The sequence below is a fragment of the Arthrobacter sp. NPDC092385 genome (assembly GCF_044755105.1).
GTDB lineage: Bacteria > Actinomycetota > Actinomycetes > Actinomycetales > Micrococcaceae > Arthrobacter_D.
In genome coordinates this window covers 46,885-65,398 of record NZ_JBIVQL010000008.1, presented here as the reverse complement: position 1 = coordinate 65,398, position 18,514 = coordinate 46,885, and the positions used below count along the sequence as shown (strand labels likewise).

The window sequence follows — 18,514 nt, the reverse complement described above, 5'->3', positions numbered from 1 at the left end:
ATGGCGAAGGTGGTACCCATCCGATGCGTACCATGACTCGGCACCCGGCGCGCGGGACTGTTCCGCGCTTGGAACCTACCCGCCAGCGGGTACTTCACCACGAGTGGACGGCTGTCGTCCGGCAGCGGGATCATGCGTCCCATTCTCATGCTCGTACTGCACGGAAGCCAGGCCACACCAGCCCATGAGCGAGTGTGGACGCAGGTGGTGCCTGCCACATCCCCACCGGCATGCGGGCACCGGTCGGTGGCCTGTGCGAGAGTGGCGCCATGACCCTGGGTGATGAACTCGACCTGATCTTCGAGCGTCGAGACCGCGACGACATGCAACCGACCATCGATGCCTTGCTTCCCCACTACGCTTCCCACCCTGAGAATGCGCGCGTGCTCTACGAGATCGGCGGGGCCTATGACACCGCGGGGCAGGAAGGCATCGCGCGGGGGTTCTACGAGAAGGCCCTTGCTGCCGGGCTCGACGGTGATCTGCTCCGCCGGTGCTACGTCCAGTACGGCTCGACGCTCCGGAACCTGGGCGAGTACGAGAAGTCGCTGGAGGTCTTCGAAGCAGCTCGCGCAACCTTTCCCGATTCCCCGGCACTCGGGGCCTTCGAGGCCATCACCCTGCATGCGGCGGGCCGATCGCATGCAGCCGTCGCGTCGTTGCTCGATGTGGTGGTGGACTTCGTCCGCGCTTCGGACATCGAGCGGTACAAGGCAGCCATCAGCGGCAACGCGTCCTCCATCCGCGCTCTCGACGGCGAACAGTCGTGACGGGATGTCCCCGGGAAGGGGACCCTCACGCGCCCGACAGCGGCGTGCCTGGTCGAACTCCCCGCCAGACTCCGTGGGAGGCTGGCGAGGTGACAGACACAGCGTGGCACCAGGCAGTCGACCGCTACTACGAGCAGGACTTCGACGACGACGATCCGCAGGGCTCCATCGCGAGAATGCGCGATCTCCTCTCCGCTCGGCCGGAGGGCGACCCGGAGGCTCTGTTCGAGCTGGCCGGAGTGCACGACGCCCTGGGGCTGGAAGACGAAGCGATCCCGCTGTACAGGCGGGCGATCAGCGGCGGACTCGAGGGTACGAGCGGGTTACGCGCGTCCATCCAGCTCGCCAGTAGCCTCCGCAACCTCGGCGACTCGGCCGAGGCCGTGTCGATCCTCGAATCGATGCCGGACGCAGGTATCGACGAAGGAGCACGCCAAGCCTTCCTCGCCCTGGCGCTGCATGACGAAGGCAGACACGGGGACGCGTTGAGGACAGCGCTACTGGCCCTCATCCCCACGCTCGACGGCTACAGACGATCCCTCACGGGCTACGCCGCGGACCTGCCCGGCTCCGTCACGACGACCTGAATCCTCTCCCGCGGCGCACCGGTGACGGCCCGCACCGTTCGGGGTCCCGACCGCAGATTCAGGGCCCCGGGGCCGCCGCAGCTTGGGGACGCCGGACGGCAACGGGCGCCTCGAGCTGTTCGAGTACCGTCACCCCGACGCGATCGAGACGGAACCCACCCGGCCCGACGAGATCGGCATGCACCGGGTCGCCTTCTCCGTCGACGACATCGACGAATCCCTCGAGATCGCCGCTCGCCACGGATGCCACCCGCTGCGCGGCGTGGCGACGTACGGGGACGCCTACAGGCTCACCTATATCCAGGGCCCCAGCGGCATCATCGTCATGCTCGCCGAGGAACTCAACAGGAGCTGACCGGTGCTTGACCTTCCGCCGGTGTTCACTCGTGCGGGTCGGTGTCCGGGGTGTACCAGCGGACCTGGGTGCCGGCATGGTGCGCCCGGATCAGGGCCTGGTGCAGTGAATCGGCATGCTGGAGTGCCGTCTGGAGTTCGAACGCCGCTTCCAGCACGCCGTCGACGCTCTGCCTCTGATCGGCGAAGTCCGTGCCCGCCTGGACCTGCTGGTGCCACTGGCACAACCCCTGCAGAACGTTCATCAGGTGCTGCTGCACTTCGATCAGCTCCCCCAGGGTGGCGTGGGACTCCGAAGGCTGGACGAATCTCGCCCTGCAGTGGGACAGGTCGATGGCTGCGGCATGCAGGGCCGCTGCAGCCCGATACGTGTCGGGCGGCCTTTTGTTCGGGCCTTCCTGCGGACCTCCCTCCGGGATGTCCCTCATGATTCTTCCTCCTCCACGGGGCGGCGGGACCTACCTGCGTAGACGGTAGGTCCTGCCCGTGGTGGTCACCCCAGAAGCCCTCACGGGCCAGTCCGACCATGATCCCAGTCCGCGGCGGTCGGCGACATCACCACTTCCATCTCCCTGCGCGAGGTCACAGGTGCAGCAGAAGGGGTAGCCTGCGGCCGTTCCGCCTGTCAGCGCTGTCGCCGGCGCGCCTAGCCTTCGCACTCGGCGCAGTACTTGTCGCCGTTCTTCTCGCAGGGGCGAGCTGCGTGCGGTGGCGGACCAGGAAGCAGGACATGCAGGTGAACTCGTCCGCCTGGATGGGGACGACCTGGACCTGCAGCTCTTCGTCGAGGATCGCACCGGGCAGGTCGAAGCCTTCGGCGGTGTCGACGTCCTCGGTGTCGATGGCGGCCGTCTGCGTGGTGGAGCTGCGCTGGGCCTGGATGGCCTCGAGGGATTCGTTGGCGGGCTCGTCTTCGGCTCGGACGCGCGGGGCGTCGTAGTCGGTTGCCATGGGTTTCTCGGTCTCTCTGTCGTGGGGGCGTCGCAACAGGCTACCTGCGACGGCAATGCCTTGGTGGGCGCTGCATCGAAGCCCACGCCGACGGCGCTCGATGTATCGTGTCCGGGGTCCGTACCCGCTCTTCTCCGTCGGGCGCTGCTACTCTGGCGCCACCGGACCGAGGAGCGCAGTGGCAGAGTCGATCGACCCGCAGAACCTCACGCCCGGGCAGATCGCGCTGATCAACGAAGGCCGCAAGCTCGAGGGCATCGACCTGACGCTGTTCGGCTACTTCGGCGGCCCCGAACTGCAGGGTGCGTGCATCGGCCGGATGCAGCTCGATGAGGACGGCCGGCTCCCGGCATACAACTACGACTCGCCCGAGGACCGGCTGGAAGCCCTGGTGATCGCGCAACTCCTCCGCGGAGCCCTGCGCCAGGCGATCCCGCTCGTTCTGGACGGAGTCTTCGACGACGTCTTCGCGATGCGCACGCTCGAGGCCGCGGAAGGTGACGTCCAGGAGTTCATCACCTCGGCCGGGGCGCAGGTGGTCGACCTCCTGCCGCCGGCGTACCGGCGTTCCTACACTGCGGGATTCCTGCAACGCTTCGCCGTCGTCGTCGCCGAGGTGTCCTCGGAGTTCGAGTCGGGCTGGCACGGTGCCCGCACCTTCGCGCACGAACTCGCCGCGTACTGCATCGCCAAGAAAGGCATCCGGCACGCGGATACCGAGTACGGTGCCAGTCTGGGGGCCATCGACCTCGACCGCGCGACGGTAGGCCTCCTCGGGGACAGCTCCGTACTCGAGGGGGCCTACCGCGCGGCCCCCGACCGTGAACAGCCCGACCCGCAGGGCTGGTTCGTGCCCTACGATCCGGCGTGCCGCGTCAACGCCTTCCTCTACCCCGAAGGCATGCCCACCACGGAGCAGGTCGACCTCCTCGAACACCAGCTCACGAGCGAGGTACCGGAGAAGTACCCAGGACCGGCCCGCCGGCAGGCGCTTTCCAGCGGGCACCTGCAGGACATCAGCCCGTATGCCTCCCGCCACTACTTCCTGTGCCCGGTCGCCGTCGAGCAGGCGGTCGTGGATGCGCTCGGTTTCTCCCAGCTCCCGGCGGAGGCCGAATGGGAGGACATACTGCTGCAGATCGCCTGGCACGGCGCCGCCGAGCACCCCACCTGGAAGAGCTACGACTATATCGCCCCCGGTTTCGGTGGCGAGCACGCGTACGTCGCGCTCGTCGCCGGCACCGACGAGAGGGAATCCCCGGTGCTGACCATCCAGTACCTCGGTGAGGTCGTCGACGACCCGGAACCCGCGGAGTGACGGCGCGCGGGCGGAGCCGGCGGGCGGATCCGCCCGAGATGCTACCGGCAGCAGCCGGACAGTGCCCCGGAGACCTGGCCATGCCCGGCACGGTCTCTCGGTAGGCTGGAGGCGCAACCGCTACCGAGGAGGACCACGTGGGCATTTCACCCGAAGATGAAGTCGTCAGGATCTGCCAGGAACTGATCCGCATCGATACCTCGAACTTCGGGGACAACGTGGGCCCGGGGGAGCGGAAAGCCGCCGAGTACACCGCCGGGCTGATCGAGGAGGTGGGGCTCTCCACGCAGCTCTTCGAGGCTGCGCCCGGCCGCACGTCCGTCGTCGCCCGCATGGAGGGCTCGGATTCCTCGCTGCCGGCACTCGTGGTGCACGGCCACCTCGACGTCGTCCCCGCGCAGAAGGAGGACTGGACCGTCGATCCCTTCGGCGGCGAGGAGAAGGACGGCCTGATCTGGGGGCGCGGTGCCGTGGACATGAAGGACATGGACGCCATGATCCTGTCCGTCCTGCGCTCGATGCAGCGGAACGGCCTTCGACCGAAGCGGGACCTCATCTTCGGGTTCTTCGCCGACGAGGAGGCGGGCGGTACCTACGGTGCCTCCTGGCTCGTCGACAACAAGCCGGAGGTGTTCGACGGCGCCACCGAGGCCATCTCCGAGGTCGGCGGCTTCTCGGCCACCATCGGGGGCCAGCGCACGTACCTCCTGCAGACCGCGGAGAAGGGTATCTCCTGGCTCCGTCTCGTCGCTCACGGCCGCGCAGGCCACGGCTCGCAGATCAATACCGACAACGCGGTCACCGCCCTGGCCCGAGCCGTCACGCGCATCGGCGACCACCACTGGCCCATCGAGCTGACGCCCACCACGCGGCAGTTCCTCGACGGCGTCACCGAGCTCACCGGCGTCGAGTTCGATCCCGACAACCCGGACATCATCCTGAAGGAACTGGGCACCGTGGCGCGGTTCGTAGGAGCGACCCTCCAGAACACGGCCAACCCGACCGTCCTGAAGAGCGGCTACAAGCACAACGTGATCCCCGGCACCGCCGAGGCCCTGATCGACGTCCGCACGCTGCCGGGTCAGCAGGACCAGGTCCTGGAGATCATCCGGGGGCTGGCGGGCGAGGGGGTGGACGTGACCTACGAGCACAAGGACACCTCGCTCGAGGTGCCCTTCGCGGGCAACCTCGTGGACTCCATGATCGATGCGCTGCACGCGGAGGATCCGGGCGCGAAGGTCCTGCCCTACACGCTCTCCGGGGGCACGGACAACAAATCGCTGAGCCGGCTCGGGATCACGGGGTACGGCTTCGCACCCCTGCAGCTGCCCGAGGAGCTCGACTTCACCGGCATGTTCCACGGCGTCGACGAGCGGGTACCGGCGGAATCGCTCCGTTTCGGCGCGAAGGTGCTCACCCGCCTGCTGACCACCTACTGAGCGGCGGGCATCGGCCATGGCGACGACGTCGGAAGGGCCCTCCGGGCAGCTCCTGCCGGACGGGATGCTCGAGCGCTTCCGGGACAGGGCCGCGGGGTACGACGCCGCAAACACCTTCTTCGCCGAGGACTTCGATGAGCTGAGGGCGGCCGGCTACCTCCGGATGCTGGCGGAGGTACCACCCGGTGATGCAGGGGGGATGAAACGGGCGTCAGGGGCGCAGCGGCTGCTGGCCGCGGCCGCTCCGGCAACCGCCCTCGGGGTCAACATGCATCTGGTCTGGACGGCGGTCGCCGGCCTCCTCGCGGACCGCGGCGATGCCTCGCTCCGTTTCGTCCTCGACGACGCAGCACGGGGCGAGGTCTTCGCCTTCGGCGTCTCGGAGCCGGGCAATGACGCGGTCCTGTTCGATTCGCTGACGCGGGTGGACCGTCTGCCCGGCGGTGGCTACAGCTACACGGGTACGAAGGCGTTCACGAGCCTCTCGCCCGTCTGGACCCGGCTCGGCATCTTCGGCAAGCTCGCGGGGGAGGGCGGCGAGGATGATGCGATCCTGCACGCGTTCGTTCCCCGCGGCACGCCGGGTGTGGAGACGGTCGAGGACTGGAACCCGCTCGGGATGCGCGCCACGCGGTCCAACACCACCCGGCTCTGCGGGGTGCAGGTGCCGCCGGAGGCCGTCTTACGGCGGGTTCCCGTAGGTCCCAGCGCGGACCTGCTGGTCTTCGGGATCTTCGCTTCGTTCGAAAGCCTGATCGCCTCGGTCTACCTCGGTATCGCGGACCGGGCGCTCGATCTCGCGGCACAGGCCCTGACCCGGCGTCGCAGCCATGTGGCGGACCGCCCGCTGTCCGACGATCCGGTCCTGAGGAACCTCCTGGCCGGAGCGGGCATGAAGCGGACGGGGGCGGAGGCAGAACTCCGGGCCGTGACGGAAGACCTCGACGCCCGGGCCGATGCCGGTTCCGGCTGGTTCTCGCGGCTGGTGACGCTCAAGACCCACGCGGTCGACGCCGCGGTCGCGGCGACGTCGGCTGCGCTCCATGTGGGGGGCGGCTCCGGCTTCTCGGCATCGTCCGAGGTGGTGCGACTCCACCGCGATGCGCTGGCGGGCCAGTTCCACCCCTCCACCGAGGAGTCGGCCCGGGCCACGGTCGCCACGGCCCTGCTCGGTCCGCCGTCGCGCTGAATGCCCCCGCAGGGCTCCTGCGGTGCTTGTCGGCCTCCCTGGTCACCCGGAGGAGTGCACGCGGATGCTCAGGCGGTGCGCTCGACGCGCAGGACCCTTCGCCTCAGCCAGTACCGCCTGCTGCCGCCCATATAGATGCAGCTGCGCTCCAATTCCCACTTGCCGTATTCGGCGTGTTCGGTGATGAGTTTCCGGGCCGCCGGCAAAGGCTCGCCGGCATGGACGGTGAGCACCAGGTACTCGTACTGACGCCCGTAGTCGCGCTCCCGGACCGCCGTTGCATTCAGAAAATGTTCTCGCATATCCCTCCAATTCCGACCACTTTACCGATAACGTCTAGGCCATGAGCATAGATCCGCGTGTCGCGCTCCAGTCCCTCGTGACGGCCCTGGAAGAGCATCTTGCAGCCTCGTCCGCACGACGGCGGGAGGATGATCCGGCGGTGGAAGCGGCGTATCTCGCCATCGCGGACGCCTTCGAGGTCTATGAGGAGGCCCTGTACGACGCCTTCGGGGAAGTGACTCCGCTCGAGATCTACGAGGAGTCCGACGACGAGGACGACGACGAGGGTGCGGAGGACGAAAGTCCCGAGGATGACGAGGACGCCGAGTACGCCTCCGACCTGATGGAGGCCGAAGTAGAGCGCTGACCGCGTAGGACACCGACCGCGTCGCGGCTCCACGGAGCCGTCACGCGCCCGGGACGGCGGATCCAGGCGGGACCGGCCTGTGCGGCCGGTGCAGGAACCGTTACGGGGCCAGTTCCGAGACCTCGTCCAGGACTTCCGCGATGGGCCCGGCCACCGGAGCACCGCTGGTCTGCAGGATCTCCTTGAGTTGCTGGGGCGTCCGCGCGCCGACGATCGCCGAAGCCACCCCTGGTCGGTGCAGGAGCCAGCGCAGCGCGAGTTCGTGCGGCTGGAGGTCGAGCCCCCTCGACGCGGTGCACAGCGCTTCCGTGATGCGCTGGGGCTTGCCCGAGAGGTACGGCTCGACGTACGGCGCCCAGACGTCCGATGCCCCCCGTGATTCGGCGGGGATCCTGCCGCGGTACTTGCCCGTCAGCACACCCCTGCCCAGGGGACCCCAGGCCAGGATGGCCGCGCCGAAGGCCTCGGTGGCCGGCAGGACGTCGCGCTCGGCGCCGCGGTTGACGAGGGAGTACTCGACGTCGTTGACGAGGAGCGGGAAGGACGCCGTCGCCGCGGCGCGTGCGAACTCCCACCCGGAGTAGTTGGACACGCCCACGTAGCGCGCCCGCCCGGTGGCATACGCGGACTCGAGGGCGCTGAGGGTCTCGTGGAGGGGCACGGCGGCATCGGGAGAGGGCGCGAGCCACACGTCCACGTGGTCGGTGCCGAGCAGCGACAGCGACGCGTCCAGCGAATCGAGCAGGCCACGCCGGGAACAGTCGAGCCGTCGGCTGCCGGACCGGGTGGTGCCGCCCTGCACCACGAGAACGAGCTCGGAGCGTGCCACGGTGTCGCCGATGAAGCTGCCGAGCATGGCCTCGGCCTGGCCCTCGCCGTAGCGGGCGGCGGTCTCGATGAGAGTTCCTCCGGCGTCGGCGAAGAGGCGGAGCTGCTCGCGTGCGGCCTCCTCGTTGACCTCCTGGCCCCAGTTCATGGTGCCGAGTCCCAGAGCCGAGACGGTCAGGCCGCTCGCTCCCACATTTCGCCGTTGCATACCGCCAAGCCTAAAGCCTGCCCCCGGCCGTATGGCTTAGGGTCAGAAGCGTGAATTGGATAGAAGCGATCATCCTGGGATTCGTCCAGGGCCTTACCGAGTTCCTACCCATTTCATCGAGCGCACACCTGCGCATCGTGGGTGAGCTCCTGCCGAATGCGCAGGATCCGGGTGCGGCGTTCACCGCCATCACCCAGCTGGGCACGGAGACCGCCGTCGTCGTCTTCTTCTGGCGTGACATCGTGCGCATCGTGAAGGCGTGGTTCGGCGCGTTACGGGGCAGGGTCCCGCGGAACGACCCGGACGCCCGCATGGGGTGGCTGGTCATTCTCGGCAGCGTGCCGATCGTCCTGCTCGGACTCCTGTTCCAGGACCAGATCGAGGGCACGTTCCGGAGCATGTGGATCGTCGCCACGATGCTGATCGTCTTCGGCCTGATCCTCGCGGTCGCCGACCACGTCGGACGGCAGGCACGGGACCTCCAGAGCCTCACCTACCGGCACGGCATCCTGTTCGGACTCGCGCAGGCGTTGGCCCTGGTCCCGGGCGTGTCGCGCTCCGGCGGCACCATCACGGCCGGCCTGCTGATGGGGTACACCCGCGAGGCTGCCGCACGGTACTCGTTCCTCCTGGCCATTCCCGCGGTGTTCGGCAGCGGCGTGTTCCAGCTCGCGAAGAGCTACGACGAGACCGGCCCCTACGCACTTCCGGAGACCGCCCTGGCCACGGTCGTCGCCTTCGTGGTCGGCTTCGCGATCATCGGCTGGTTCCTCAAGTTCGTCACGACGCGCGGGTACGGGCTCTTCGTGTGGTACCGCATCCTGCTCGGCCTCGCGCTCTACGTGCTTCTCGGCTTCGGGGTCATCAGCGCCTGACGCAGGGCCGTAAGGTAGAACGTGTGATTGCGTGGAATTCGACTCCTGTCCCAGAACTCGACGGCACCCAGTCGGGCATCAAGCTGTTCGACACGGCGCTCCAGGAGCCGGCACCGCTCGAGGCGCATTCCGAGCGCAGCCTCTACGTCTGCGGCATCACGCCCTACGACGCCACACACCTCGGCCATGCCTCCACCTACGTGGCCTTCGACCTCCTGAACCGCACCTGGCGCGACGCCGGATCGGCGGTGTCCTACGTGCAGAACGTCACCGACGTCGACGACCCCCTGCTCGAGCGGGCGACGGCGACCGGCGTGCGGTGGCAGGACCTCGCCGCCGAACAGATCGCACTGTTCCGCGAGGACATGGAAGCACTGAACGTCCTGCCGCCGGACCATTACATCGGGGCCGTGGAGGCCGTCGACTGGATCGTCCCCGCGGTGGAGGACCTGCTGGGCCGTGGCCTCGCCTACGTGGTGCCCGGTGAGGGGGAGGAGCCCGACGGCGACGTCTACTTCTCCCTGGACGCGGCCGCCGCCCTGCACGAGGACGACCCCGCGCGCTGGTTCCTGGGGCAGGTATCGCATCTGGACGTCGACGTGATGCTCGAGCTCTCGGCGGAACGCGGCGGGGACCCGGCACGGCCCCACAAACGCAACCCCCTCGACCCGCTGCTCTGGCGGGCGGCCAGGGTGGGGGAGCCCAGCTGGTCCGGAGCCTCGCTCGGGGACGGCCGTCCCGGCTGGCACATCGAATGCGCCGTGATCGCGCAGCGCTTCCTGCCGTCCCCGTTCACGGTGCAGGGTGGTGGCTCCGACCTCGTGTTCCCCCATCACGAGATGAGTGCCTCCCACGCCTGGGCGGCCGGCGGCACACCGCTGGCGCAGCACTACGCCCATGCGGGGATGGTGGGGTACGACGGCGAGAAGATGAGCAAGTCCCGGGGGAACCTGGTGCTGGTCTCCGCGCTGCGTGCCTCGGGCGTCGATCCTGCGGCGATCCGCCTCGCCATCCTGGCCCACCACTACCGCTCGGACTGGTCCTGGACGGACGGCGTGCTCGCGCAGGCGGTAGACCGCCTGGGTGCGTGGCGCCGGGCGGCGGAGCATGCGACGGCGGACGACGTCGTCAGGGTACGGGAGCGGATCCGCGCCTGCCTCGCCGAGGACCTCGACGCGCCGTCCGCACTCGCGGCCGTCGATGCCTGGGCTTCCGGGGTGCAGGATCGTGACGGAGATTCGACCGCGCGGCAGGGTATGGTCGACGTCCTCGACGCGCTGCTCGGCGTCAGGCTCTAGGACCCGCCCCCGGGCCTACTGCTCGCGCCGCCGCTTCTTGAGGTAGCGCTCGAACTCGCGGGCGATGGACTCACCGCTCGCCTCGGGCAGGTCCACCGTGTCCTTGGCCTCCTCGAGCTGGCGCACATAGGCCGCGACCTCGGGGTCCTCGGTGGCGAGCTCGTCGACGCCGCGCTCCCAGGCTTCCGATTCCTCCGTCAGGACGTGCGTGTCGACGGCGATCTGCAGGATCTCCTCGAGCTTGTTCAGCAGGGCGAGCTGCGCTTTGGGAGACGGCGACTGTCCCACGTAGTGGGGCACGGCGGCCCAGAGCGACATCGTGGGGATGTCCGCGAGCAGGCCCATCTCGGCCAGCACGCCCACGATGCCGATGGGCCCCTCGTAGGTCGAAGGCTCGACGTCGAGGCTCTCGCGGACGAGATCGTCGTCCGAGGTCACCGTCACGGGGATGGGGCGCGAGTGCGGGACGTCGGCGAGGAGTGCGCCGACCAGGACGATGCAGTCGACGCTGAGCTCCTTCGCCAGCGCGACGAGTTCGGCGGTGTAGGCCCGCCACTTGTAGGACGGCTCCACGCCGTTCACGAGGATCAGGTCGACGTTCGAGTTCGGCACCACGGCCTTGCTGATGCGGGTATTGGGCCACTTGATACGCCTCTGGCCCGAGGAGTTCCGCTTGATCATCGGGCGGGTGAACTGGAAGTCGTAGAACTCGTCGGCGTCGATGGTCGAGATCCGCTCGCTGCCGAAGAACCGGCCCATGTACTTCAGCGCGTCGCTCGCTGCCTCGCCGGCGTCGTTCCAGCCCTCGAAGGCCGCGAGCAGAATCGTGATGCGTCGCTCGGGCTCGGCGGCGTCCTGGAAAAGGTCCTGTACGCCGGTCGGCTGGTTCTCTTCGAAGCTATCCACGTTCTCACCCTAAACCCCGGCGCGCGGCGATGTCAGGCGAGGTTCCGGCGCTACGCGCAGAGCAGACGTGCGGGCGTGTCAAGGGGTCACCGTAGACTTGGAAGCATGGCCAACCACCCCACCGGCACCGTCCAAACCCTCTCCGATCCCGCATCCAGCCGCGACGCCTCCGCCCAGGGCGGGAACCTCCACGGGCTGCAGGGCGTGCTCTGGGACATGGACGGGACGATCGTGGACACCGAGCCCTACTGGATCCGCGCGGAGAAGGAACTGGTCGGGTCCCATGGCGGGACGTGGACCACGGAGCAGGCCACCGGCCTCGTGGGCCAGGCCCTCGAGTACTCCGCGGGGCAGCTCCAGCAGGCCGGTGTCGGCCTGAGCATCCGCGACATCATCGACCACCTCATCGATCGCGTCGCGGCGGACGTCCGGGCAGCGGTGCCCTGGCGCCCGGGAGCCCGGGAATTGCTTGCGGCACTGCGTGCGGCGGGCATCCCCTGCGCGATGGTCACCATGTCCGAGGGCCTCCTCGCCGGCGCGGTCGCCGCGCAGCTGCCGGACGGCACGTTCTCCCACCTCGTGACCGGTGACCGCGTGAGTGCCGGGAAGCCGGACCCCGAGGCCTACCAGTTGGGCTTCGACCTCCTCGCCGCCGACCACCCGGGCATCAGCAAGGACCGCGTGGTGGCCGTGGAGGACTCGCTGCCCGGGGTCACGTCGGCGCTGGCCGCCGGCCTCGTCACGCTCGCCGTGCCCCACTTCGTCCCGCTGCCGCCCGACGAGCGCCGCACCGACTGGCACACCCTCGAGGGCCGGACGCCCGCCGACCTCGCGGCGCTCCTGCCGACCCCGGGGCAGGACGCGTGGCAGGACCCGTGGCAGGACGCCGAGCAGGACGCCGGCTACGACCTGGTGCGTGACACGGCGTGAGCAACAGCCCGAAGCCTGCCCGCGCGGAGGCGAGCCCTGGCCTGTCCCTCGGCCGGATCGCCGGGATACCGGTCGTCCTCGCGTGGTCGTGGTTCGTCATCACCCTGTTCATCGTGGTGGTCTTCGGACCACGCGTGGGGGCCGCCTTCCCGGGCATCGGCCTGGGCGCCTACGCCGTCGCCCTCGGCTACGCACTGCTCCTGGCCGTATCCGTGCTGATCCACGAACTCGCGCACGCCCTGACGGCGCGGGCCTTCCGATGGCCCACCACCCGGATCGTCCTGAACCTCTGGGGCGGCCATACCCAGTTCGCGAGCTTCAACGCCTCACCGGGGAGGTCGCTCCTCGTCGCTCTGGCCGGACCTGCAGCGAACTTCGTGCTCGCGGGACTCGGCTGGGGCATCCTGCAGGTCCTGGCGCCCGGCACGGTCTCCTACCTCCTCACGACCATCCTCGTCTGGGCCAACCTGCTCGTCGCGCTGTTCAACGTGCTGCCGGGCCTGCCCCTCGACGGCGGACGCCTCGTGGAGAGCGCGGTCTGGAAGGCGACCGGCAGCCAGGAGAAGGGCACCGTGGCGGCCGGCTGGGCAGGCCGCATCATCGTGATCCTGCTGCTCGGGGTCGTCGTCGGCCTGCCGCTGCTCCAGGGCCGGGGTCCGGACCTCGCCGTCATCCTCATCGCCGTGGTCATGGGGGCCTTCCTGTGGATGGGCGCGACAACGGCCATCGAGAACGCGAGGATGCGCCTGCGCCTCCCCGCCATCAGCGCGGGCCGGTTGCAGCAGCGCGCCATCGGCCTGCCCGCGGGCACCACCGTCCTCGCGGCCCGCCGCCTGCTCCGCGAGAACCAGGGCGCCGCCGTCGTCGTGACCGGCGCCGCCGGAGTGCCCGAGGCCGTCGTCGACGAGGGCGCACTCCTCGCCGTCCCGGAGGAGGCGGCCGGGACGACGTCGGTCAATGCGACCGCACGGCGCCTCGCCGCGGGAGCGTACGTCCCCGAATGGGCGGAGGGCCAGGAGCTGGTGCAGTTCCTCGCGCGCCTCGAAGGCAGCGAGTACGCCGTCATCGACCGCCAGGGCGCCGTCACCGGCCTGCTCCACCAGCGGACGGTCGTCCAGGCCATCACGGGCAAGGGCACGCCCGAGTCCTGACGTGCCGTCGACCCCTCCTGCCAGGGCAGGCTCTCCCGACGGCGGCGACGCGGCGGATGCCGCGCCGTCTCGAACCTCCCCCCGACCGATCCGCCTCCCACCCCAGCTCCAGCCCCATCCATGCCGGTTCCGCCGGCCCGTGCCGAAGGACCACCCATGAGTACCCTCCCCACCCCCGACCCCACCACCTCCGCTACGGCTTCCGCCCCCCACGGCGCCGCCGCGCGCCGAGGGCCGTTCCGGCCCGGCGAGCGCGTCCAGCTGACGGACGAGAAGGGCCGGATGAACACCATCACCCTGACGCCCGGCGGAGCGTTCCACACGCACAAGGGCTTCCTGCAGCACGACTCCCTGATCGGCGCGACCGAGGGCACCATCCTCGAGAACACCAGCGGGCAGCTCTACCAGGCCCTGCGGCCGCTGCTGTCCGATTTCGTGCTGTCCATGCCCCGCGGGGCCGCCGTCGTGTACCCGAAGGACGCCGGGCAGATCGTGACCATGGCGGACATCTTCCCCGGTGCCCGCGTCGTCGAGGCCGGAGTGGGCTCGGGCGCCCTCTCCATCTCGCTCCTGCGGGCCGTGGGTGACGCCGGGTACCTCCACTCCTTCGAGCGCCGCGAGGAGTTCGCCGACATAGCCCGCGGCAACGTCGAGACGATCTTCGGCGGTCCGCACCCGGCCTGGCAGATCACCCTCGGCGACTTCCAGGAGCAGGTGGTGGAGCAGGAGGAGCCCGGATCGGTGGACCGCGTCGTCCTCGACATGCTTGCGCCGTGGGAGTGCCTGGACGCCGTCGCGACCGTGCTGGCCCCCGGAGGCGTCTGGATCAGCTACGTGGCCACCGTGACGCAGCTGTCCCGCACCGCCGAGGCCATCCGGGCGGACGGCCGGTTCACCGAGCCCGAGGCCTGGGAATCCATGGTGCGCGGCTGGCACCTCGAGGGGCTCGCGGTCCGGCCCGACCACCGCATGGTCGCCCATACCGGATTCCTGCTCACGGCCCGCAGGCTGGCCGACGGCGCCGTCGGGTTCACCCCCAAGCGGCGTCCGTCGAAGACGGGATTCAGCGAGGAGGACCTGAACGCCTGGACGCCGCAGGCCGTCGGCGAACGCGACGTGTCCGACAAGCGCCTCCGTCGAGTGGCGCGCGACGCCGCATCGACGATCCAGCGCGGTTCCCTCCCTCCGGAAGAGGCACAGGAGCGCCGCGATGCCATCGCGGACGGCGGCACGGTCGAATAGGTCGCGCCGGAAGAGTGGAGGCGGACGAGCCGTCGGCGGTGTGCGAAGAACGGCGCAGGGTACGGGGGAGAAGTCCGCGCACCGTGGGCGTTAAGACTGCACACCGCGGACGTGCGTCTGCGCTAAGGTCGAAAGACAGCTGACGGAAAGAACCTAAGGTGGCGAACCGACATGCCGGAATCCGAAGACAACGCTTCTTCCGCTGATCCGAGGGGCTTCACCCCGCCGGCCGCCGACCCCGTGGCCCAGCGCCAACTGAACGTGCTGCGCGACAAGCTCCGCCATATCGACCGCCAGCTGGCGTCGGCGACGCAGAACAACGGGAAGCTCGTCTCCGCCCTGGAATCCGCCCGCACGGAGATCGTGCGGCTCAAGGCGGCCCTCGAGAAGGAGGGCGCCGCGCCGTTCAGCTTCGCCACCGTGATGCAGGTGAACCCGAAGCGGCCGTCCGAGCCGGGCACCACCACCGAGGCGACGGTGCAGGACACCGCCGACATCCTGCAGTCGGGGCGGAAGCTCCGCGTGACCGTCAGCCCCCTCATCAATGTCCGCCAGCTCGCCCCGGGCCAGGAGGTGCTGCTCAACGAATCGCTCACGATCGTCGCGGCCCTCGGCTTCGAACGGGCAGGGGAGATCGTCACCGTCAAGGAGCTCATGGGCACCGACCGTGCGCTCGTCGTGGGACGCACGGACGACGAACGCGTCATCAAGCTCAGCGGACCGCTCCAGGCCGAGAGGATCCGTGTGGGTGACGCCCTCGCCGTCGACACGCGGTCGGGCTACGGCCTGGAGAAGGTGCCCCGGAGCGAGGTGGAGAACCTCGTGCTCGAAGAGGTGCCGGACATCGCGTACGGCGACATCGGCGGTCTCGGCCCCCAGATCGAGCAGATCCGGGACGCCGTCGAACTGCCGTTCCTGCACCCGGATCTCTACCGCGAGCACGGGCTCAAGCCGCCCAAGGGGATCCTCCTCTACGGCCCTCCCGGCTGCGGCAAGACCCTGATCGCGAAGGCCGTCGCCAACTCGCTCGCAGCCCGTGCCGCCGAGCGCGCGGGCCTCGAGCAGATCCGCAGCTACTTCCTCAACATCAAGGGCCCCGAACTGCTGGACAAGTACGTCGGTGAGACCGAACGCCACATCCGGCTGATCTTCGCCCGGGCCCGCGAGAAGGCGTCCGACGGCAGTCCCGTGGTCGTGTTCTTCGACGAGATGGACTCGCTGTTCCGCACGCGCGGGACGGGTGTCTCGTCCGACGTCGAGACCACCATCGTGCCGCAGCTGCTCAGCGAGATCGACGGCGTCGAGAAGCTCGAGAACGTGATCGTGATCGGGGCCTCGAACCGCGAGGACATGATCGACCCCGCCATCCTGCGGCCCGGGCGGCTGGACGTGAAGATCAAGATCCAGCGGCCCGACGCCGAGGGTGCCGCCGAGATCTTCGCGAAGTACATCACCGCGGACCTGCCGCTCCACGCGGAGGACCTCGCCGAGAACGGCAACGATCCCCAGGCCACCATCTCCGAGATGATCCGCCGCACCGTCGAGCAGATGTACTCGACCGACAAGTCCAACGAGTACCTCGAGGTCACCTACGCCAACGGGGACACCGAGATGCTCTACTTCAAGGACTTCAACTCCGGAGCGGTCATCCAGAACGTGGTGGACCGGGCGAAGAAGTACGCCATCAAGGACCTCCTGCTCGACGGCTCCAAGGGCCTGCGCATCGAACACCTGATGCGGGCCGTGGTGGACGAGTTCCGCGAACACGAGGACATGCCGAACACCACCAATCCCGACGACTGGGCACGCATCTCCGGCAAGAAGGGCGAGCGCATCACGTACATCCGCACCATCGTGCAGGGCAAGGCGGGCCAGGAGCCCGGCAAGTCGATCGAGACCACGGCGAATACGGGCCAGTATCTGTGATGGACACGGGCGGACGACGGACCGGCCCGCCGGGCGGGACACCGCCGGTCGGTGAGGGCATCTCCGTCCACCGCGTGATGGGCACGGAGACGGAGTACGGCATCATCGCGCCCGCCCTGCCGTCCGCGAATCCCACGCTGCTGTCCTCGCAGGTGGTCAACGCCTACGCCGCCACGCTGCGCGAAGGGCTCGGCAACCTCGCCGGGACGCGGTGGGACTACACCGACGAGACGCCGCTGACGGACGCGCGAGGCTTCCGCATGGACCGCGCCAGCGCCCATCCGAGCCAGCTGACGGACGAGCCGGCCGAGCTCAGCGCGGAACAGATCGCCCTCGAACGGGGCGAGCCCGCCGAAGCCGCCGTGCTCATGAACCTCGTGCTCAACAACGGTGCCCGGCTCTACGTGGACCACGCCCACCCGGAGTACTCGTCGCCCGAGGTGACCAACCCCCTCGACGCCGTCCTCTGGGACCGGGCGGGGGACCACGTGGCCGTCGCCGCGATGCACCGGATCGGTGCCACGCCCGGCTTCTCACCCGTGATCCTGTACAAGAACAACACCGACAACAAGAGCGTCTCCTACGGCTCCCACGAGAACTACCTCGTTCCCCGGAGCGTCCCCTTCTCGAAGCTCGCCGAGGCCCTGATCCCCTTCTTCGTCTCCCGCCAGGTCATCTGCGGCGCGGGCCGTGTCGGCATCGGCCCGCTGAACCAGGGATCCGGCTTCCAGATCAGCCAGCGCGCCGACTTCTTCGAGAACGAGGTCGGCCTGGAGACGACGGTCCGACGCCCCATCATCAACACCCGGGACGAGCCGCACGCCGTCGCCGAGAAGTACCGGCGGCTGCACGTCATCATCGGCGACGCCAACCTGAACGAGGTGTCGAACTACCTGAAGGTGGGAACCACCGCCCTCGTCCTCGCGCTCATCGAGCAGGGCCTGGCTCCGGTACCCGTGCTCGAGGACCCGGTCGAGGCGCTGCGCACCGTCAGCCACGATCCCTCCCTGAAAGCCACCGTCCGGCTGACGGACGGCCGGAGCCTGACGGGGCTCGAACTGCAGGAGCTGTACTGCGACGCCGTCTCCGCCGCACTCCCTGCGGATGCGGACCAGCAGACGCGCGACGTCGTCGAGCGCTGGCAGTCCCTGCTGGGCACGCTGCGCGAGGATCCGATGGGCGCCTCGCGCCAGGTGGACTGGATCGCCAAGCTGAAGGTCCTGGAGGCCTACCGAGCCCGGGACGGGCTCGCCTGGACGGACCCGCGCCTCGCGCTCGTCGACCTGCAGTACGCCGACCTCCGGCCGGACAAGGGCATCTACCAGCGGCTGGCCCGCCGAGGGGATGTCGAGCTGCTCGTGCCCGACGCCGAGGTGGCGCGTGCCGCCGTCGAACCCCCGCGCGACACCCGCGCCTACTTCCGTGGACGCTGCATCGCCGAGTACCCCGCGGAGGTGGTCGGAGCGAGCTGGGACTCGCTCATCTTCGAGCTCGCGGGGGAGCGGCGCCTGCAGCGCGTCCAGACACGCGAACCGCTCCGCGGCACGGCCGTGCTCACCGAGGAATTGTTCGACCTCGCAGCCGACGCCGGCGATTTCCTCGGCCGATTGTTGAGCGGGCCGGATCGCCGCGTGGCACCATAGGAACCAGATCACCGAAGTGGTCACGAACACGGAAAGGGCGGCCATCATGGCGACACAGGACCGCATCAACACCAGCGGGTCCTCCTCGAAATCAGAGGAGGAGATCCCCGAGCCCGCTCCCGCAGCTCCCGCGGCCCAGGACTCCACGCAGACGCAGGGAGTCGACGGCCTGCTCGACGAGATCGACGGCGTCCTCGAATCCAATGCCGAGGAATTCGTCCGTGGGTTCGTGCAGAAGGGCGGCCAGTAG

The 18,514-nt window shown here is 69.3% G+C and carries 17 protein-coding genes and 3 pseudogenes; 15 read left to right on the top strand and 5 right to left on the bottom strand.

Going from position 1 to position 18,514, the window contains the following annotated elements; genetic code table 11:
- Positions 1–269: 269 nt before the first annotated feature.
- The 3 genes and pseudogenes from ACIQCY_RS11695 to ACIQCY_RS11685 all read left to right on the top strand — a co-directional run.
- Positions 270–770 (top strand): tetratricopeptide repeat protein, encoded by a 501-nt coding sequence (locus tag ACIQCY_RS11695; protein ID WP_400484058.1) that lies wholly within the window; start codon positions 270–272, stop codon positions 768–770.
- Positions 771–859: 89 nt separating this feature from the next.
- Complete coding sequence (locus ACIQCY_RS11690; RefSeq protein WP_400484057.1) at positions 860–1,357, top strand: tetratricopeptide repeat protein; 498 nt, start codon at positions 860–862, stop codon at positions 1,355–1,357.
- Between the two features lie 73 nt (positions 1,358–1,430).
- A pseudogene (locus ACIQCY_RS11685) lies at positions 1,431–1,712 on the top strand (VOC family protein); the annotation flags it as partial.
- 25 nt (positions 1,713–1,737) lie between these two features.
- Here ACIQCY_RS11685 and ACIQCY_RS11680 read toward each other — a convergent pair.
- Together ACIQCY_RS11680 and ACIQCY_RS11675 are read right to left on the bottom strand one after the other, a co-directional pair.
- Positions 1,738–2,139 carry a hypothetical protein gene (locus ACIQCY_RS11680; protein ID WP_400484056.1) on the bottom strand — a complete coding sequence of 134 codons (402 nt, stop codon included), beginning with the start codon at positions 2,137–2,139 and terminating at the stop codon, positions 1,738–1,740.
- A gap of 218 nt (positions 2,140–2,357) precedes the next feature.
- Positions 2,358–2,662 (bottom strand): annotated as a pseudogene (locus tag ACIQCY_RS11675) (DUF4193 domain-containing protein).
- Positions 2,663–2,840: 178 nt separating this feature from the next.
- Here ACIQCY_RS11675 and ACIQCY_RS11670 point away from each other — a divergent pair.
- The 3 genes from ACIQCY_RS11670 to ACIQCY_RS11660 all read left to right on the top strand — a co-directional run bounded on the left by ACIQCY_RS11670 (position 2,841) and on the right by ACIQCY_RS11660 (position 6,608).
- Complete coding sequence (locus ACIQCY_RS11670) at positions 2,841–3,980, top strand: hypothetical protein (RefSeq protein ID WP_400484055.1); 1,140 nt, start codon at positions 2,841–2,843, stop codon at positions 3,978–3,980.
- Positions 3,981–4,117: 137 nt separating this feature from the next.
- A complete protein-coding gene (locus ACIQCY_RS11665; RefSeq protein ID WP_400484054.1) occupies positions 4,118–5,419 on the top strand; it encodes a M20/M25/M40 family metallo-hydrolase in 1,302 nt (433 codons plus the stop codon).
- A 16-nt stretch (positions 5,420–5,435) separates the two neighbouring features.
- Positions 5,436–6,608 (top strand): acyl-CoA dehydrogenase family protein, encoded by a 1,173-nt coding sequence (locus ACIQCY_RS11660; RefSeq protein ID WP_400484053.1) that lies wholly within the window; start codon positions 5,436–5,438, stop codon positions 6,606–6,608.
- A 68-nt stretch (positions 6,609–6,676) separates the two neighbouring features.
- Here ACIQCY_RS11660 and ACIQCY_RS11655 read toward each other — a convergent pair whose 3' ends face one another.
- On the bottom strand, positions 6,677–6,910 hold the full coding sequence (locus tag ACIQCY_RS11655) for a DUF5703 family protein (RefSeq protein ID WP_400484052.1): 234 nt from the start codon (positions 6,908–6,910) through the stop codon (positions 6,677–6,679).
- A 41-nt stretch (positions 6,911–6,951) separates the two neighbouring features.
- On the opposite strand from ACIQCY_RS11655, the gene ACIQCY_RS11650 reads away from it, so the two are divergent.
- Positions 6,952–7,257, top strand: a complete 306-nt coding sequence (locus tag ACIQCY_RS11650) for a hypothetical protein (RefSeq protein WP_400484051.1) — start codon at positions 6,952–6,954, stop codon at positions 7,255–7,257.
- A 100-nt stretch (positions 7,258–7,357) separates the two neighbouring features.
- Here ACIQCY_RS11650 and ACIQCY_RS11645 read toward each other — a convergent pair whose 3' ends face one another.
- Positions 7,358–8,293, bottom strand: a complete 936-nt coding sequence (locus tag ACIQCY_RS11645; protein WP_400484050.1) for an aldo/keto reductase — start codon at positions 8,291–8,293, stop codon at positions 7,358–7,360.
- 50 nt (positions 8,294–8,343) lie between these two features.
- Here ACIQCY_RS11645 and ACIQCY_RS11640 point away from each other — a divergent pair, with 50 nt between their 5' ends.
- Together ACIQCY_RS11640 and mshC are read left to right on the top strand one after the other, a co-directional pair.
- Entirely contained in the window at positions 8,344–9,168 is an 825-nt protein-coding gene (locus ACIQCY_RS11640) for an undecaprenyl-diphosphate phosphatase (protein WP_400484049.1), read from the top strand.
- A gap of 23 nt (positions 9,169–9,191) precedes the next feature.
- Positions 9,192–10,466 carry a cysteine--1-D-myo-inosityl 2-amino-2-deoxy-alpha-D-glucopyranoside ligase gene (mshC, locus tag ACIQCY_RS11635; protein WP_400484048.1) on the top strand — a complete coding sequence of 425 codons (1,275 nt, stop codon included), beginning with the start codon at positions 9,192–9,194 and terminating at the stop codon, positions 10,464–10,466.
- Between the two features lie 15 nt (positions 10,467–10,481).
- On the opposite strand, the gene ACIQCY_RS11630 is transcribed toward mshC, so the two are convergent.
- The gene (locus ACIQCY_RS11630) at positions 10,482–11,372 is read right to left on the bottom strand and encodes a PAC2 family protein (protein WP_400484047.1); all 891 of its coding nucleotides are present in this window, start codon (positions 11,370–11,372) and stop codon (positions 10,482–10,484) included.
- Positions 11,373–11,477: 105 nt separating this feature from the next.
- On the opposite strand from ACIQCY_RS11630, the gene ACIQCY_RS11625 reads away from it, so the two are divergent.
- The 6 genes and pseudogenes from ACIQCY_RS11625 to ACIQCY_RS11600 all read left to right on the top strand — a co-directional run bounded on the left by ACIQCY_RS11625 (position 11,478) and on the right by ACIQCY_RS11600 (position 18,514).
- Positions 11,478–12,302 (top strand): HAD family hydrolase, encoded by an 825-nt coding sequence (locus ACIQCY_RS11625; protein ID WP_400484046.1) that lies wholly within the window; start codon positions 11,478–11,480, stop codon positions 12,300–12,302.
- Complete coding sequence (locus ACIQCY_RS11620) at positions 12,299–13,453, top strand: site-2 protease family protein (protein WP_400484045.1); 1,155 nt, start codon at positions 12,299–12,301, stop codon at positions 13,451–13,453. The genes ACIQCY_RS11625 and ACIQCY_RS11620 overlap by 4 nt, the downstream gene beginning before the upstream one ends.
- Positions 13,454–13,609: 156 nt before the next feature.
- Positions 13,610–14,695, top strand: a complete 1,086-nt coding sequence (locus ACIQCY_RS11615; protein ID WP_400484044.1) for a tRNA (adenine-N1)-methyltransferase — start codon at positions 13,610–13,612, stop codon at positions 14,693–14,695.
- Positions 14,696–14,935: 240 nt separating this feature from the next.
- A pseudogene (gene arc / locus ACIQCY_RS11610) lies at positions 14,936–16,621 on the top strand (proteasome ATPase); the annotation flags it as partial.
- Positions 16,621–18,264 carry a depupylase/deamidase Dop gene (gene dop, locus ACIQCY_RS11605; protein WP_400484043.1) on the top strand — a complete coding sequence of 548 codons (1,644 nt, stop codon included), beginning with the start codon at positions 16,621–16,623 and terminating at the stop codon, positions 18,262–18,264. The pseudogene arc and the gene dop, both read left to right, overlap by 1 nt.
- Positions 18,265–18,310: 46 nt before the next feature.
- The gene (locus tag ACIQCY_RS11600) at positions 18,311–18,514 is read left to right on the top strand and encodes a ubiquitin-like protein Pup (RefSeq protein ID WP_400484042.1); all 204 of its coding nucleotides are present in this window, start codon (positions 18,311–18,313) and stop codon (positions 18,512–18,514) included.

Coding starts and splice junctions, on each gene's coding strand:
- ACIQCY_RS11695 (WP_400484058.1), top strand. CDS start 270: ATGACCCTGGGTGATGAACTCGACCTGATCTTCGAGCGTCGAGACCGC.
- ACIQCY_RS11680 (WP_400484056.1), bottom strand. CDS start 2,139: ATGAGGGACATCCCGGAGGGAGGTCCGCAGGAAGGCCCGAACAAAAGG.
- ACIQCY_RS11660 (WP_400484053.1), top strand. CDS start 5,436: ATGGCGACGACGTCGGAAGGGCCCTCCGGGCAGCTCCTGCCGGACGGG.
- ACIQCY_RS11655 (WP_400484052.1), bottom strand. CDS start 6,910: ATGCGAGAACATTTTCTGAATGCAACGGCGGTCCGGGAGCGCGACTAC.
- ACIQCY_RS11650 (WP_400484051.1), top strand. CDS start 6,952: ATGAGCATAGATCCGCGTGTCGCGCTCCAGTCCCTCGTGACGGCCCTG.
- ACIQCY_RS11645 (WP_400484050.1), bottom strand. CDS start 8,293: ATGCAACGGCGAAATGTGGGAGCGAGCGGCCTGACCGTCTCGGCTCTG.
- ACIQCY_RS11625 (WP_400484046.1), top strand. CDS start 11,478: ATGGCCAACCACCCCACCGGCACCGTCCAAACCCTCTCCGATCCCGCA.
- ACIQCY_RS11615 (WP_400484044.1), top strand. CDS start 13,610: ATGAGTACCCTCCCCACCCCCGACCCCACCACCTCCGCTACGGCTTCC.
- dop (WP_400484043.1), top strand. CDS start 16,621: ATGGACACGGGCGGACGACGGACCGGCCCGCCGGGCGGGACACCGCCG.
- ACIQCY_RS11600 (WP_400484042.1), top strand. CDS start 18,311: ATGGCGACACAGGACCGCATCAACACCAGCGGGTCCTCCTCGAAATCA.